The sequence below is a fragment of the Streptomyces flavalbus genome (genome assembly GCF_042674625.1).
GTDB lineage: Bacteria > Actinomycetota > Actinomycetes > Streptomycetales > Streptomycetaceae > Streptomyces > Streptomyces flavalbus.
The window spans coordinates 1,539,612-1,554,289 of sequence record NZ_JBHTEB010000001.1; the positions used below are offsets into that span (position 1 = coordinate 1,539,612).

Here is a 14,678-nt window from a genome sequence, read left to right on the forward strand (position 1 = left end):
GTGGCCGTGTCCCGCCCGGCGGGCCTACGGCTCGATCAGCTCGTAGCGGCCCGGCTGGACCGTCTCCAGATCGACGGCGGCGAGGAACTCCTGGGTCTCGGGCGCGGCGAAGAACGCGCCGATGGTGGCCTCGGCCTCCTCGGGGCTGCGCCACTGGACGGTGACCAGGTACTCACCGTCGGCGCTGCGCGCGGTGGAGCGGCTGACGAAGCCGGGGCGGGGCTGCATGTACGCCTTCTCCATGGTGCGGTTGACGTCCTGGAAGGCGGCGTCGTCGACGTCGGGGCGGAGCCTGAACCGGATGGTCTCCACGACGGTCATCTCGTGTGCCTCTCATGGCGGGGGTCGGTACCTCAGGGCGTCAGGCGCACCTGGGCGGGCCGCAGGGGCCGGTTGAAGACGGGGGTGCCGGGTTCCTGGAGCCGGCCGCCCGCGGCGAGGGTGCCGGTCTCCACGGGCGCGAAGCCGAGGTCGTCCAGGAGCCGTACGACGAGGGCGTTGGCCTCGGGGTGGTCGCCCGCGACGAACAGCGCGGTGCGGTCGTCGCGGGGGGCGCCGGGGCGGTTGAGGTCGAGCAGGTACTTGTAGTTGAGGGTGTTGACCGCCTTGACGACGCGGGCGTCGGGCAGGTGCGCGGCGATCAGCTCCGAGGAGGTGGTGCGGCCGGACTCCAGCTCGGGGTGGAGCCCGTCGCGGAGCGGCATGTAGTTGGTGGTGTCGACGACGACCTTCCCGGCCAGCGCGGCGGGCGGCAGGCTCGGGTAGGCGCCGAACGGGGTGGCCAGGACGACCAGCGGGTCGGCGAAGGCGCAGGCCTCGGCGACGGTGCCCGCGCGGGCGTGCTCGCCGAGTTCGGTGACGAGCGCGGTCAGCGCGGCTGGGCCGCGCCGGTTGGCGAGGGTGACGTCGTGTCCGGCGGCGGTGAGCAGCCGGGCCATGCTGCCGCCGATCTCGCCGCTGCCGACGATGCCGATCCTCATGCGGGGTACCTCTCCTCAGCTACCGGGGCGGTTGTAGGCGTACGACTCGTTGTGGTCGTCGTCGTCCGGGACGAACTCGGTGACGACGTCGACGGCCGCGTGGATGTTGACCATGCGGGCGCGGCCGGGGCCGAGGTTGGTGAACTTGTGCGGCATCCCGGCGGGGACGACGCAGATGTCCTCGGCGGTCGCGTCGAGCTTCTCGCCGCCCGCCTCCAGCCGTACGGTCCCGTCGACGATGACGAAGACCTCCTCGTACGGGTGGGTGTGGCGGGGCGGTCCGGCGTCGGGCGCGACGTCGACGATGAACGCGGAGACGGTCAGCCCGTCGTACTTGCTGGCGTTGAGGATGTGCGCGGCGGCCTCACCGTTGATCTGGACGGTGGGCAGCGTGCTCTTGGCGATGACCTGAAGGCCGGTCATGAGGGGTCCTTTCGGGCGGGGCCGCCACCTGGGCGGCCCCGCCGGTCCGGGTCAGCTAGGGGTCGACGGGGCCGCGACGGGGTCGGGGGCCGGGGTCTGCGGGGCCGCGTCGGACGGGGGCCGCAGGCGCTGGGCGGCCCAGGTGGCGGGCAGCGCCACCAGGATGATGACCAGGGCCACGACGACCACCGAGTCGGCGCCGTGGGCCTCCACCGACCAGCCGCCGAGGGCCGCTCCCCCGGCGATGCCCGCGTTGACGGCGGACGCGCCGAGGGTGGCGGCCAGGTCGCCGCCGGGTCCGGCGAGGGTGATCACCCGCAGCAGGAAGGAGGGGACGAGGCCGAAGCCGACCAGGCCCCACACCGCCAGCACCACCGCGGTGAGCACCGGGTTCTCGCCGACGAAGTACAGCGCCGTCAGGCACACCGCGAGGACGACGTTGGCGATGACGAGGGTGCGGGCGGCGCCGCTGTCCGCGAACCGGCCGCCGCCGAACACGCCGATGGCGCTGGCGACGCCGTAGACGAGCAGGAAGGCGCTGACGGCGCCGCCCTCGATGCCGGTGACGTCCTCCAGGTACGACGCCAGGTAGGTGAACGCCGCGAACTGGCCGCCCATCAGCAGCAGTCCGAGGCTCAGCTGGCCGAGCACCCGGGGGGCGAAGGCGTAGCGGGCCTGGGAGCCGAGGTGGGTGGGGCCGGTGCTGGCGACGCGGGGCACCAGGACGAGGGTGGCGAGCAGCGCCACGGCGGTGATGCCGACGATGCCGTAGAAGGTGGCCTGCCAGCCGAGGTTCTGTCCGACCAGGGTGCCCAGCGGCACCCCGATCACGGTGGACACGGCGACGCCGCCGAAGACCATGGCGACGGCCCGACCCTGCTGTCCCGCCGCCACCAGTTGCGCGGCCATCACCGAGGCGACCCCGATGAACAGCCCGTGTACGGCGCCGGAGACGACGCGCGCCACCAGCAGCACCGCGTAGGCGGCGGTGACGGCGGAGAGCAGGTTGGCGACCAGGAACACCACGAGCGCGGACCACAGCAGCATATGGCGGCCGAGCTTGATGGTGGCCGCGGTCAGCAGCGGCCCGCCCAGGCAGATGCCGAGGGCGTACGCCGTGACCAGCAGCCCGGCGGTGCCGACGGAGACGTCGATGTCGTCGGCGATCAGGTTGAGGATGCCGACGATCACGAGTTCCGCCGTACCCATGACGAACGCGCCCAGGGCCAGGGTTCCCAGCGCGAACCCGGTACGGGGTCCGCTGCGCTCGGACTGCGCGGGGGATGTCACATGAACCACCTTCGCTAGCTGTTGTTCTCGTCCAGCTGCTGTCGTCAGCTGGTCTCGTCGCCGATGACCCAGTGCTCGCGGACCGCCATCCGGTGGATGTAGCGGGGCTCGACGAAGCGGGTCAGGTCATCGGTGGCCTGGGTGAACTCGGGCGAGGCCGCGGCCGTCTCCAGCGCCTGGAGGCTGTCGAAGGACAGCAGGTAGGCGGCGTCGAGCAGGGACTCGCCGACGGCGTAGGCGCCGTCGCGGGTGAAGCACTGCAGGTAGCGGCGGAGTCCGGGCACCTTCAGCATCAGCTCGGCGTGCGCGCCGAGGCTGCGCTCGCGGAACTCCTCGACCGTGGTGCCGTTGGTGCGCTTGGCGAGCAGCACCAGCTTGACGCCGTCGGCGGGGGCCGGGTGGTCGCCCGCGCGCAGCACGTGGGCGTCGGTGTCGAGGACGACGGTCCGCCAGAAGGCCGCCCACCTGGGCTCGTCGAGCCGGGCGCCCTCCAGGAACTCGGGGGTCTGGAGGGAGGCGAGCTGCTCCTCCTCGTTCTCCAGCCAGATCTCCGCGATGCCGCTCCACAGCGGGTCGTCGGGTTCCGGGCCGAAGGGGATGCGGGTGTCGATGAGGTACTTCTTGATCTGCGGGATCTTGCTGGCGTACCGCACCGCGTGGACGTCCACCCAGTAGTCCTGGAACTCCTTCTCGGTCATTCCGGGCTTGGGGTGGGCGAAGATCAACTGATGGATCATGGCTGCCTCTCAGACCTTGTACGCCTTCTTGACGTCTTCGGCGAAGCCGAGGTAGTCGCGCAGCGGCCAGACCTCCTCGAACTCCAGGTACTCGCGCATCGGCAGGCGGCCCAGCGCGGTGCGGTCGAGCTCCTCGGCGCTGGGGGACTCGATGATCCCGATCACCCGCTTCTGCGCGGCGACCTTCCACAGGCCGACGGCGAAGCCGGAGTCGAGGGTCTCCTGCGCGTGTTCGGCCTCCTCGCGCTCCAGCTCCCACAGCTCGTCCAGGGTGATCCGGCCCTCGTGGTTCCAGCGCATCTGTACGTAGAACAGCATCGGGACTCCTTGGGAAGGCGCGTCAGGCCGCGGCCAGTGACGCGATCCGCTGGGTGATCGGGTCGTCGGTGCCGAAGACCTCGACGGCCAGGTCGAGCGGCGTCTTGCCGTCGTGACCCACGAGGTCGAGCCGGGCACCGGCGTTGAGCAGGGCCGTCACACAGTCCGCGTAGCCGTGCCACAGCGCGTCGTGCAGCGGGGTGTAGCCGTTGGTGGCGCCCTGGAAGTCCAGGTCGATGTCGTCGTGGGCGACCAGGTCGGCGGTGATGTCGGCGTGGCCGTTGTAGACGGCCTTGTGCAGCGGCACGGCGCCGAAGCAGGGCTCGACGGCGTTGATGTCGGCGCCCGCGGCCAGCAGCAGCCGGACGATCTCGCCGTGGCCGTCGCGGGCGGCGACCAGCAGCGGGGTGTGGGCGTCGTTGAAGCCGTTGAGCATCGGGTAGCGGGCGTCGACCTCGGCACCGGCGTCGAGCAGCTCGCGGACCTGGTCGGTGTCCCCGGCGGAGACGGCGGCCATCAGCGGCTGGGCGGCGACGGCGGCGCTGTCGCGCTCGCGGCGCTCGTTGAGCAGCCGTTCGGCGCGCAGCAGCTTGTCCTTGCCGAAGGTGTTGACGTTCAGCTCGTAGGCGAAGTGCTCCTCCAGGGAGAAGCCGTAGTGCGTGTGCAGCTTGAGTCCGGCGCCCCGGGCGAGCAGGTACTCCACCAGGTCGGGGTACTTGTACCAGAGGGCGTCCATCAGCGGGGTGTGCCCGGTGGTGGGGGCGACGGCGTCGACGAACGCCCCGGCCTCCACGAGCTGCCGGGTGACGTCGAGGTCGCCGCCCTGGCACGCCTTGTGCAGGGCGGTCGCCCCGGCGCGGCTGTCGGCGGTGTGCACGTCGGCGCCCGCGGCGATCAGCGCGCCGGTGGTGCCGGGGTCGGCCTGTCCGGCGGCGATCATCAGCACGGTGAGCCCGGAGTCGGTCTCCCGGACGCTGGGGTCGGCGCCCGCGGCGAGCAGCCGCTCGACCTCGTCGGTCTTGCGGGCGCGTACGGCGGCGATCAGTTCGGCGCTCATACGGCGGCCTCGGCGGGCGGGGCGTCGCCGCGCAGGGCGCGGATGATCTCGGAGGGGTCGGTGTGCGACTCCCAGCGGACGATGCGGCCGTCGCGCACGGTCAGCCAGTGGGTGAAGATGATCTCGAAGTCGATGCCGGTCTCCTTCACCCGGGAGATCTCGTGGATGATCCCGGCGGCGCGCTCGCCCTCGACGACGAGGTCGAGCAGTTCCTCGGAGATCACCTCGCACTGCCCGGCGAAGACCTGGACGCTCTCGGCGACCTCCTCGCTGGTGTGCAGGGTGCCGATCCACTTCATGTCGTCGTTGTAGCCCGGCACGGGGCGGTAGTTGATCCATTCCACGTCGTCGGCGAGGAGGCCGAGCGCGGTGCCGAAGTCGCCGCCGGTGAGGGCGGCGAACCAGCGTTTGGCAACGTCCCGGGTCTGCTCGGTCGCTTCACTCATGTCGTCTCCTTCTGGCCGTCCGGACCGGTCATGATCTGCTGGTTGCCGTCCGCCCACAGGGCCGTCATCAGCACTCCGGAGATGCGCCAGCCGGAGGCGGAGCGGACCAGGTCGAAGCGGTAGCGGCCCCCGAGCGTCCAGGTCGCGGAGCCGTAGGGGTTGGGCAGCAGGTGGGTGGCCTGGAAGTGCGCGGTGAGCACCGCGGTGTCGCCGTTCACCTCGGCGATCTGGTTGCCGATCATGTGCTGGGTGGCCTTGAGGTGCCCGAGCCCGGCGGCCCAGTCGGCGATGACGAGGTCCGCGGTGCGGGTGACCGGCGTACCGCCGAAGAGGCTGGTGTAGTCCAGGGTCACCTTCTCGGCGAGGACGGCGGGGAGGGCGTCCCACTGGCGCAGGTCGACGTGCCACAGCATCCTGGTGCAGGTCTCGATGACGTCGAGACGGTCTTCCGCGGAACTCATGGGCGACTCCGTCGGGTTGTGCGGGCCGGTTGGTCCGCCACGACGCTAACGACGCGCCCGAGCGGGGCCGCTGGCCTGGTGGGGCGCCCTCCCCCAACTGTGCGAGGTCGGCCCGGGTACTACGTCAGTTCACGGGCCCGGGGCGGTTCAGACGGCCTTCAGGAAGCCGCCGTCGACGATGTACTCGGCGCCGTTGGCGTTGGGTGCCTTGCGGGCGACGAGGAACGCCACGACGGCGGCGACCTCCTGCGCGGTGGTGTTGCGGCCGGTGGAGCTGCCGAGGATCTCGGGCACCTGGCCGATCACGTCGTCCTTGGCGATCCCGGTCTGCGCGGCGAGGGTGTCGGCGATGCCGCCGGGGCCGGTCCAGGCGTCGGTCATCACCGGTCCGGCGGCGACGGTGTTGACGCGCACGCCCTGCGGGCCGAACTCCTCGGCGAGGGACTTGCCGAGGTTGAGCAGGGCGGCCTTGGCGGCGGAGTAGTCGACGACGACGGGGACGGGGACGTGGGCGTTGGTGGAGCCCAGGTTCACGATGGAGCCCTGTCGTTCGATGATGCTGGGCAGGGCGGCGCGGGTGGTGCGGACGGTGGTGAGGAGGTTCATGTTGAGGGCCTCCAGCCAGCCGTCGTCGTCGACGGAGAGGAAGCCCTTGGGGCGGGTGTACGGGAAGCCTAAGTTGTTGACCAGGATGTCGATGCCGCCTAACTCCCCGAGGGCGTAGTCGACGAGTTCGGCGGGGCCGCTCGCGGTGGCGAGGTCGACGGAGAGGGTGTACGGCGTGGTCTGCCGCAGCTCGGTGCTGATGGTGCGGGCGCCGCCGACGACGCGGGCGCCCTCGTCCGCGAGGGTCCTGGCGATCTCCAGGCCGATGCCCCGGCTGGCGCCGGTGATCAGTGCGGTCTTGTCCTTGAGGTTCAGTTCCATGAGGTGCTCCCCTGGGTGGTGCGCGCCTTGTGCGCGGTTGCGGGGAAGCTAACGACGGGTGGGACGGTCGCCGCGCGGGTCGTGCGGGACCGGCCCGCACTGCGTTACTTGATTGCTCAATAACCTAGGTTCGGTGGCCGAACTGTCATCGATCACTTGACGCAGTGTCATGCGGCGTCTGGCAGAGTGCCGGGACCGGGCCGGGCGCGCTGCCTGGGGGGTGCGGCGGGTGGGAAGGGTGGGATGCACTTCTGAGAGCGACCCCCGAGGAGGACCCATGGCGAGCGGCCACGGCGGCTTCGGCCGTCTGACGGCATCCGGTGACGAGGACGACGGATGGGGTCTGGTCGGCGACGAGTAGCGGCCGGACGATGGAACAGCGCAGGAGTCTCAAGGTCGGTGCGGTCTTCCCGCACCTGGAGATCGGCGCGGACCCCGGCGCCGTGCGGGCCTGGGCGCAGGCCGTGGAGGAGGCGGGCTTCGACCATGTCGTCGCCTTCGACCACGTGCTGGGCGCGGGCACGGCGTCGCGGCCCGGCTGGTACGGGTACACCAGCGAGCACCTCTTCCACGAGGTGTTCGTGCTGTTCGGCTATCTGGCCGCGGTGACCTCCACGCTGGAGCTGGCCACCGGGGTGCTGGTGCTGCCGCAGCGGCAGACCGCGCTGGTCGCCAAGCAGGCCGCCGAGGTGGACGTGCTCAGCGGGGGGCGGCTGCGGCTCGGGGTGGGGGTGGGCTGGAACAAGGTGGAGTACGACGCGCTCGGCGCGCCCTTCCACGACCGGGGGGCGCGCAGCGCCGAACAGGTGCGGCTGCTCCGGGAGCTGTGGGCGCGGCCGACGGTCACCTTCGACGGGCGCTGGCACCAGGTGGCCGACGCGGGCATCCTGCCGCGGCCGGTGCGCGGGCGCATCCCGGTGTGGTTCGGCGGCAACGCCGAGCCGGTGCTGCGGCGCGCCGGGGAGCTGGGCGACGGCTGGCTGCCGCTGCGGGCGCCGGACGAGACGGCGCGGCGGATGGTGGGGCGGGTCCGCTCCTACGCCCTGCAGGCCGGACGGAACCCCGCCGAGCTGGGTTTCGAGGCGCGCCTGGTGCTGTCGCAGGTGCCCGAGGTGAAGTGGCCGGACTTCGTGGCGGGCTGGCGCGACCTCGGGGCGACGCACCTGAGTCTGAGCACCATGGGCATGGGCCTGGCCACGGCCGACGAACACACCCGGATGCTCAGCAGCACCCTCCGCGAACTCACCCGGGTGGCCCGCGAATGACCTCCGGTCTTCCGCGTCACACCCCGGGCCCCCTCGCTCACGAGGCGGGCCCCGGCCACGCCTGGGCCACGCCGGGCGCCGGGCGGACCGTGACCGTCCCCGCCGCGGGAGCGTCCCTGGCCGGGGCACGGCCGGGCGGCACACGGCACGCGGGGCCGTTCCCCGCCCACCGAGGCTCCGCGAGCGGACCCGACGGTGTGCCGTGGCCTCGCGCGGGCGGGCCGCTCACCCGGGCACACGCACCGTCGGGCTCGGCCCCCCGGCGCGCGCTAGCGGCCGTACTCCTCGGCGAGGAAGCGGATGGCCTGGTCGGTGAAGACGCGCATCTCGCGGGTGAGGTTCTTGCCGCGGCGCCAGGCGAGCTGGGTGAAGACCTCGAAGGGGATCTCCCAGTCCAGGCGGACCAGCAGGCCGCTGTCCAGGGTGTCCTGGACGCAGGCCGTGGGCAGCAGGGAGATGCCGAGGCCCGCCGCCACGCCGCGCTTGATGGACTCGATCGTGCCGAACTCCAGGAACGGCAGCGCCTCACCCGTGCCGTCGTTCAGCTCGGCCTCGAACAGCTCCCGGTAGGCGCAGCCCGCCTCGGCGGAGATGACCTGGGTGCGGCAGAGTTCCTCGGTGGTGATCTTCGCGACCTTGGTGAGGGGGTGGTCGGGGGCGGCGACGACGGTGAGCGGTTCGGAGCCGAGTACCTCCGTCTGGACGCCCGGGTGCTGGGTCTCCGCCTCCATCAGGAACCCCATGTCGAACATGCCCTGGCGCAGCGCGTGGCACGTCTCGGCGCACAGGCTGGGCCGCAGCACGATGTGCAGGGCCGGGTAGCGGTGGTGGAAGAACTCCAGCAGCGGCGGCATCCGGTAGGAGGTGATGGACTCCATCGAACCTATGGTGAGGACGCCGGAGGGCTCCGCGGAACCCACGGTGGCGCCGCGCGCCTCCCCGGCGAGGGTCAGCATCTGCTCGGCGTAGGGCAGCAGCCGCTGTCCCGCCTCGGTGAGCTGGATGCGGCCGCCGAGACGGTCGAAGAGGTCCACGCCGAGCGACATCTCCAGCCCCTTGATCTGACTGGTGACGCTGGACTGCGCGTACTTCAGCTCCGTGGCCGCCTTCGAGAAGCTGAGCAGCGTCGCCACCTTGTGGAACGCCGCCAACTGCCTGATGTCCATGGCTTCTCCCTGTATCGGCGGTCACTGGATGTGCGGGATGTGCTTTCTCCGTTCAGCGAAGCACCGGCGCACCGTCAAGCGCCATGCGCGCCCGCTGTCCCCTTACGGACAGGAGGCGTCACCTAGCGGCCAGCCGCACCGGAATCCGGATCGAATTCGGCGTCGGAAAGCAGGCCCTGACGGCCGATTATCAAACCTGCCTGGAAACGGCTCACCGCGCCCATTTCCTCCATGATCGCGGAGATGTGGCGGCGGCAGGTGCGGGTCGCCATGCCGAGGCGGCGGGCGATCACCTCGTCCTTGAGGCCGAGCGCCATGAGGCGGATCACGGACAGCCGGGTCTCCTCCGCGAGGTGCTGGTACTCGGCCGCGTGCTGGTCCGTCTCGAAGGGACGCCCGATCTGCCACACCGACTCGAAGGCGCGGCACAGGTAGCCCACGACCGTGGGCTCGGTGACGACGGCCGCGCCGGGCGGGCCGCTGTCGGGGCGTTCCTTGGGGATGAAGGCGACCTTCCGGTCGTAGATGATCAGGCGTTCGGAGAGTTCGTCGACGGTGCGCACCTCCGCGCCGCGGCGGGTGATCTCCTGTACGTAGGTGCGGGTGGCGAGGCTGGTGCGGGCGGTGTGCTGGTAGAGGGTGCGCACCCGGACGCCGCGGCGCAGCAGTTCGAGGGTGTGCTCGCGGTCGGCCTCCAGCAGCTCGGGGGGCCGTCCGCCGCCGGACTGGAGGCTGAGGCGTTCCTCGGCGCAGTCGTAGCGGGCGCGGTCGATCTGGCGGCGCACCTCGTCGACGTCGTCGAGGACGGTGATGGGGCCGTCGAGGGCCGGGGCGCGGTGCCGGGCGCGGTACTCCGCGGCGAGGGCGCGCAGTTCCTGGTGGACGCGGGCGATCTCCCGGCGGCGCTGGGCGATCGCCACCTCCAGCGGGCTGACCAGTTCCGCCTCCGCGACCTCCGGGTCGAGCGGGACGACGGGCCTGCCCGCCGTGCCGGGGCTGAGCAGCCGCAGTTCCTGGAGCGCCTTGCGGGCCTGCGCGACCCGGGCGGGGTCGACGCCGAGGGCGGCGGCGATGCCGGCGTCCGTGAAATGCCCGTCGCGCAGGGCCATTTCGTACGCGGACACCGCGATCTCGTCCAGCAGAGGAATCTCCTGTGTCAATTCCTCACCTCAAACCCGTCAATTCACTTCCGCTCGGCGTCGTGTCGTGGTGCGGTCGGGTCAGCTTAGGTCACCTTCGCCGGGGGGAACTCCGGATTTCCGGCCGGGGGCTTTATTGCGTGCAGTACGCGTTCAGTAGTGGACCCGGCGGTCGCCCGGGGTGGCCCGGTAGCGCACCGGCCACAGGGTGCGGCGGATGTAGGTGCGCTGGAGCCAGCGGTCGGTGCCGTCGTAGCGGGCGCGGAAGGTGGACCGGCCGTGCACGCCCTTGCGGTTGTTGATGAGCAGGGCCTCCCCGGGGCGCAGCCGTACCGCGTCGGCGGTGTCCCGGCAGGCCTCCTGGAGCGCGGTGAGGGCGGCCTCGGCGCCGCGGGTCAGCGGGCGGGTGCCGTTGGCGGAGACGGCGATCTCCGGGAAGCGGGCGGCGCCGCTGATCACCGGCACGGGTTCGCTGAGCACCTCGGTGCCGTGCGCCTGGGTGTAGCTGCCGGGCGCGTTGAGCCGGTACAGCGGGCTGCGCAGCGTCTCGACGACCGGCTCGGGCAGGTGGCGGCAGAGGTCGCGGGCGTCGGCGTAGTAGGTGACGGCGTCGTCGTCGGGGGCGCCGCGCAGGCAGTTGAGGACCAGGAAGTCGGGGTTGGCGAGGTCGTAGCGGCCGATGGTGTCGTAGGTGATGTCGCTGTGGAAGTTGAGGAAGACCGCGGAGCCCTGGTTGGTCTGGGCGCGCGCGCCGCGCCGCACGGGCACCACGTCGTGGACGAGGCGGCCGTCCTTCTCGGTGAGGACGCCGATGGGTTCGCCGAGGAGTCCGGTGAGCCCGAGCAGGACGCCTTCGGCGACGTGGCCGCGTTTGCCGGGGGCCGGGCCGCCGTGCGCGGGGGTGGGCGGCAGGTCGTCGTCGACGGGCAGGTTGCGCACCCGCATCAGGCCCGGGGTGTCGTTGTGGCGGCCGAAGTCCATGATGTCCATCAGCAGGTCGGTGGGGAGCGCGGCGAAGACCTGGTGGAGGCGGGCCGTCGCCCGGTCGATGTCCGTGGTCGGGTCGGGCAGCGGGCGCAGGGCGGCGCCGATGGCGTCCCGGACGGCGTCGGGCAGGGCGAGGTCGGCGAACGTCACGGTCACACTCCGGCGTAGGAGGGCTGGCGGCGGGCGCGGTCCGCGTCCGGCAGGTCGAGCTTGTCGTGCAGGGTCTGGGCCAGGTGCAGGGCGTCCTCGCCGCTCTCCGCGATGTGCGTGGTCACCTTGGAGCCGCGGATCTGCGCCACCGGCACCCCGACGTAGGAGCCGGGCTTGAGGTTCTGGCGGCGCTGGACGGCCTCCAGGTCGACGAAGCCGCCGACGACGGCCACCCACGGCTTCTCGGTGAGCCGCACGGTGTCGATGCCCGCGGCGTGGAAGACGCCGTGCGCGCAGTCCGCGATGTCGTCGGAGTCGTAGGCGAGGACGACGGAGCGCTGGTTGAAGACGATCGCCGCCATCTGGGCGCCCTCGCGGCTGATGGTCGTCCCCCGGGAGAACGGGGCCCGGTTGTAGCGGCAGACGATCTCGATGCCGTGCCGCAGGGCGAGCTGGACGGCCCTGCGGTGCAGCACCTTCGCGCCGTACAGGGACATCAGGGCGGCCATGTTGAAGGAGACGTCGGGCAGCAGCCGGGCGCCGCGCACCAGGTGCGGGTCGGAGGTGTAGATGCCGTCGACGTCGGAGTGGATCTCGCAGGCGGTGGCGCCGACGGCGCGGGCGACGGCGATCGCGGAGAGGTCGGAGCTGTTCTTGCCGAGCCAGGTGGGCCGTCCCTGGGCGTCCACGGCCTGCCCGCCGGGGACGACGACGACCTCGTACTCGCCGAGGGTGCGGCTGAGCGGGCCGGGGTCGGTCTCGATGACCCGGGCCCACAGGAAGGACGAGTTGGTGGTCAGGCCGATCTGGTGCCCGGCGAGCACGGTCGCGGTGCGGCCCCTGCGGTGCAGCGCGGTGGCCAGCAGGTGGGCGCTGATCAGGTCGGCGGTGGCGAGCATCCCCGCGGAGGTGGCGTCCTCGGGGTGCGCGTTGACCTCGTGGAGGCGTCCGCGCATCGTCTCGGTCTCGCCCTGCATGGCGCTGACCACCACGGCGAGGCGCCGTCCCTCGCGTTCGAGGCGTTCTTCGAGCCCCGCGGCGAGCTGGTCGTAGGCGGCGTGGCTGCGGAAGGTGGAGCCGCCGAACTTCAGCACGGCGACGGAGTCGGTCACGCCCAGTGGGGTGGTGCGGGCCGCGTCGGTCACAGCAACTCCCGTTGGAGGTCGTTCTCGGCGGTGTGCATGGCGTGGGGCGCGGCCCCGGCGCGGTCGCCCGCGGCCAGCGGGGCCGGGCGGGCCGCGTCGGTCACAGCAACTCCCGTTGGAGGTCGTTCTCGGCGGTGTGCATGGCGTGGGGCGCGGCCCCGGCGCGGTCGCCCGCGGCCAGCGGGGCCGGGCGGGCCGCGTCGGTCACAGCAACTCCCGTTCGAGGATGTTCTCGGCGATCTGGACGGCGTTCAGGGCGGCGCCGATGCGCAGGTTGTCGGCGACCAGCCAGAGCCAGAAGCCGCGCGGGTTGTGCGGGGCGACGCGGATGCGGCCGACGTGCACGTGGTCGGGGTCGCCCGCGGTCAGCGGGGTGGGGAAGCCGCCGGGGGCGTGCCGGTCGTGGACGGTGACCTCGGGCAGCGCGGCGAACCGTTCGACGAGTTCGGCGCGGTCGACGGGCGCGGCGGCCTCCACCCACACGGCCTCGGAGTGGCTGTTGACGACGGGGACGCGCACGCAGGTGGTGGTGACGTCGAGGTGGGGCAGGCCGAGGATCTTGCGGGACTCCTGGAGCATCTTCTGCTCCTCCAGGGTGAACCCGGTGTCCAGCAGCCGGTCGATGAACGGGACGACGTTGAAGGCGAGCGCGGGGCGGAAGCGGTCGGAGGGCAGTTCGGCGTCGGGGTCGCGCAGCGCGAGTTCGCTGCCCTCCTGGAGTTCCTCGATGCCGTGCTGGCCCTGCCCGGACGCGGCCTGGTAGGTGCTGACGACGACCTGCCGGATGCCCCAGCGTTCCTCGACGGTGCCGAGGAGGCGGACCAGCGGGATGGTGGAGCAGTTGGGGTTGGCGATGATGCCGCTGACCGGTCGTCCGGTGACGGCGTCCGCGTTGACCTGCGGCACGACCAGGGGGGTGTCGGGGTCCATGCGGAAGGCGTTGGTGTTGTCGATGACGAGGGCGCCCTGCGCGGCGGCCTTCGGCGCCCACTGCTGGCTGACGGACGTCCCGGCGGAGAAGAACGCGAGGTCGGTGTCGGAGAAGTCGAACTCCGCGAGGTCCTCCACGGTGCGGGTGAGCCCGTCGACGTCCATCACCCGGCCCGCCGAGCGCGCGGACGCGGCGAGCCGGATGTCCCGGTGGCGCAGTCCGCGGGTCTCGATGAGTTCGATCAGGGTGTGGCCGACGGCTCCGGTGGCGCCGACGAGGGCGATGCGTGGCGCGGTGGGGTCGCTGACGTGGGTCATCGGTTCTCTCCGATCCGGGTGAGCGCGGGCGGCGCGTCGCCGGGTGGCGTACGGCGCCGGGTGCCGGGCAGCAGCGGCCAGCCGAGGTTGACCCCGAGTCCGGCCACCACGATCAGCGGGATGCCGAGGGCCTGGAGCGCGGTGATGCGGTGCCCGTAGACGAGCAGGTCGACGAGGATGGCGACGGCCGGGTAGACGAAGGACAGCACCGCGATCCTGGCGGTGGGCAGCTTCTGGTACGAGGCGTACAGCAGGATGTACAGCAGGCAGGTGTGGATCACGCCGAGCCCGACCAGCCAGCCCCAGTCGGCGCCGAGCCCGGCGCTCTGGCCGAGCGCGGTGAACGGCAGCAGCAGCGGGATGCCGACGCAGACCTGGATGAGCGCGGTCAGTTCCGGCCGTACGGACGTCAGGTGCTTGGCGATGACGGTGGCGAAGGCGTACAGCAGCGCGGCGAGCAGCGCCTGGCCGACGCCGAGGAGGTAGCCCGCGCCGCCCGCGCCGTCGGCGGAGGCGAGGTCCGCGACCAGCACCACACCGGCGAACGCCAGCAGGATCCACCCGGCCTGGTGGCGGGTGAGGCGTTCCTTGAACAGCAGCAGGCCGAGCAGGACGACGTAGAACGGCTGGGTGTGGTAGACGACCGTGGCCACCGAGATCGACGTCCTGCCGTAGGAGCTGAACAGCAGCACCCAGTTGAAGACGATGCACACCCCGCCGAGGGCGGCCAGCGCGAAGGTGCGGCGGGTGAAGCGGTGCGGGGTGAAGAAGCCGCGCAGCAGGCAGTACGCGGCGAGCGCGACGGCGCCGAAGACGCACCGGTAGAAGACCACGTTGAAGCTGGACTGCCCCGATTCGATGACGAAGACGCCCAGGGTGCCCGACAGGACCATGGCCGCGGTGAGTTCGACGGCGCCTCTGGTCTGCCGCCGGGGGGTG

Annotated in this window: 17 protein-coding genes; 1 reads left to right on the plus strand and 16 read right to left on the minus strand. The window is 72.0% G+C overall.

The annotated features are described in order from the left end of the window. Positions 1-24: 24 nt before the first annotated feature. From ACFQZ6_RS06750 to ACFQZ6_RS06795, 10 genes are all read right to left on the minus strand, one after another. A complete protein-coding gene (locus tag ACFQZ6_RS06750) occupies positions 25-321 on the minus strand; it encodes a hypothetical protein (protein WP_381605605.1) in 297 nt (98 codons plus the stop codon). A 32-nt stretch (positions 322-353) separates the two neighbouring features. Beyond that, positions 354-980: an NADPH-dependent F420 reductase gene (locus ACFQZ6_RS06755; RefSeq protein ID WP_381605607.1), complete on the minus strand. Its 627-nt coding sequence runs from the start codon at positions 978-980 to the stop codon at positions 354-356. Positions 981-995: 15 nt separating this feature from the next. Then, the gene (locus ACFQZ6_RS06760; protein ID WP_381605609.1) at positions 996-1,403 is read right to left on the minus strand and encodes a cupin domain-containing protein; all 408 of its coding nucleotides are present in this window, start codon (positions 1,401-1,403) and stop codon (positions 996-998) included. A 51-nt stretch (positions 1,404-1,454) separates the two neighbouring features. Then, positions 1,455-2,693 (minus strand): MFS transporter, encoded by a 1,239-nt coding sequence (locus ACFQZ6_RS06765; RefSeq protein WP_381605611.1) that lies wholly within the window; start codon positions 2,691-2,693, stop codon positions 1,455-1,457. A 44-nt stretch (positions 2,694-2,737) separates the two neighbouring features. Then, on the minus strand, positions 2,738-3,430 hold the full coding sequence (locus ACFQZ6_RS06770; RefSeq protein WP_381605613.1) for an EthD domain-containing protein: 693 nt from the start codon (positions 3,428-3,430) through the stop codon (positions 2,738-2,740). A gap of 9 nt (positions 3,431-3,439) precedes the next feature. After that, positions 3,440-3,748 (minus strand): muconolactone Delta-isomerase family protein, encoded by a 309-nt coding sequence (locus tag ACFQZ6_RS06775; protein ID WP_360218153.1) that lies wholly within the window; start codon positions 3,746-3,748, stop codon positions 3,440-3,442. A gap of 22 nt (positions 3,749-3,770) precedes the next feature. Next, positions 3,771-4,805 carry an ankyrin repeat domain-containing protein gene (locus ACFQZ6_RS06780; RefSeq protein ID WP_381605616.1) on the minus strand — a complete coding sequence of 345 codons (1,035 nt, stop codon included), beginning with the start codon at positions 4,803-4,805 and terminating at the stop codon, positions 3,771-3,773. Further along, a complete protein-coding gene (locus ACFQZ6_RS06785) occupies positions 4,802-5,251 on the minus strand; it encodes a nuclear transport factor 2 family protein (RefSeq protein WP_381605618.1) in 450 nt (149 codons plus the stop codon). Before ACFQZ6_RS06785 ends, ACFQZ6_RS06780 begins: the two co-directional genes overlap by 4 nt. Then, entirely contained in the window at positions 5,248-5,712 is a 465-nt protein-coding gene (locus tag ACFQZ6_RS06790; RefSeq protein WP_381605620.1) for a nuclear transport factor 2 family protein, read from the minus strand. Before ACFQZ6_RS06790 ends, ACFQZ6_RS06785 begins: the two co-directional genes overlap by 4 nt. A 147-nt stretch (positions 5,713-5,859) precedes the next feature. Continuing rightward, entirely contained in the window at positions 5,860-6,639 is a 780-nt protein-coding gene (locus ACFQZ6_RS06795) for an SDR family NAD(P)-dependent oxidoreductase (RefSeq protein ID WP_381605624.1), read from the minus strand. Between the two features lie 371 nt (positions 6,640-7,010). Between ACFQZ6_RS06795 and ACFQZ6_RS06800 the strand changes: the two genes are divergently transcribed. Beyond that, complete coding sequence (locus tag ACFQZ6_RS06800) at positions 7,011-7,904, plus strand: LLM class F420-dependent oxidoreductase (RefSeq protein WP_381605626.1); 894 nt, start codon at positions 7,011-7,013, stop codon at positions 7,902-7,904. Positions 7,905-8,173: 269 nt separating this feature from the next. On the opposite strand, the gene ACFQZ6_RS06805 is transcribed toward ACFQZ6_RS06800, so the two are convergent. From ACFQZ6_RS06805 to ACFQZ6_RS06830, 6 genes are all read right to left on the minus strand, one after another. Then, positions 8,174-9,070, minus strand: coding sequence for a LysR family transcriptional regulator (locus ACFQZ6_RS06805; RefSeq protein ID WP_381605628.1), 897 nt, complete (start codon positions 9,068-9,070; stop codon positions 8,174-8,176). 122 nt (positions 9,071-9,192) lie between these two features. Further along, a complete protein-coding gene (locus tag ACFQZ6_RS06810; protein ID WP_381605630.1) occupies positions 9,193-10,230 on the minus strand; it encodes a LuxR C-terminal-related transcriptional regulator in 1,038 nt (345 codons plus the stop codon). 132 nt (positions 10,231-10,362) lie between these two features. After that, positions 10,363-11,346, minus strand: coding sequence for a TauD/TfdA family dioxygenase (locus ACFQZ6_RS06815; RefSeq protein ID WP_381605632.1), 984 nt, complete (start codon positions 11,344-11,346; stop codon positions 10,363-10,365). A 2-nt stretch (positions 11,347-11,348) separates the two neighbouring features. After that, complete coding sequence (locus ACFQZ6_RS06820) at positions 11,349-12,491, minus strand: amino acid kinase family protein (RefSeq protein WP_381605634.1); 1,143 nt, start codon at positions 12,489-12,491, stop codon at positions 11,349-11,351. A 204-nt stretch (positions 12,492-12,695) separates the two neighbouring features. Next, the gene (locus ACFQZ6_RS06825) at positions 12,696-13,739 is read right to left on the minus strand and encodes an aspartate-semialdehyde dehydrogenase (protein ID WP_381605636.1); all 1,044 of its coding nucleotides are present in this window, start codon (positions 13,737-13,739) and stop codon (positions 12,696-12,698) included. After that, on the minus strand, positions 13,736-14,632 hold the full coding sequence (locus tag ACFQZ6_RS06830; RefSeq protein WP_381618121.1) for a DMT family transporter: 897 nt from the start codon (positions 14,630-14,632) through the stop codon (positions 13,736-13,738). The genes ACFQZ6_RS06825 and ACFQZ6_RS06830 overlap by 4 nt, the downstream gene beginning before the upstream one ends. Positions 14,633-14,678: the final 46 nt, after the last annotated feature.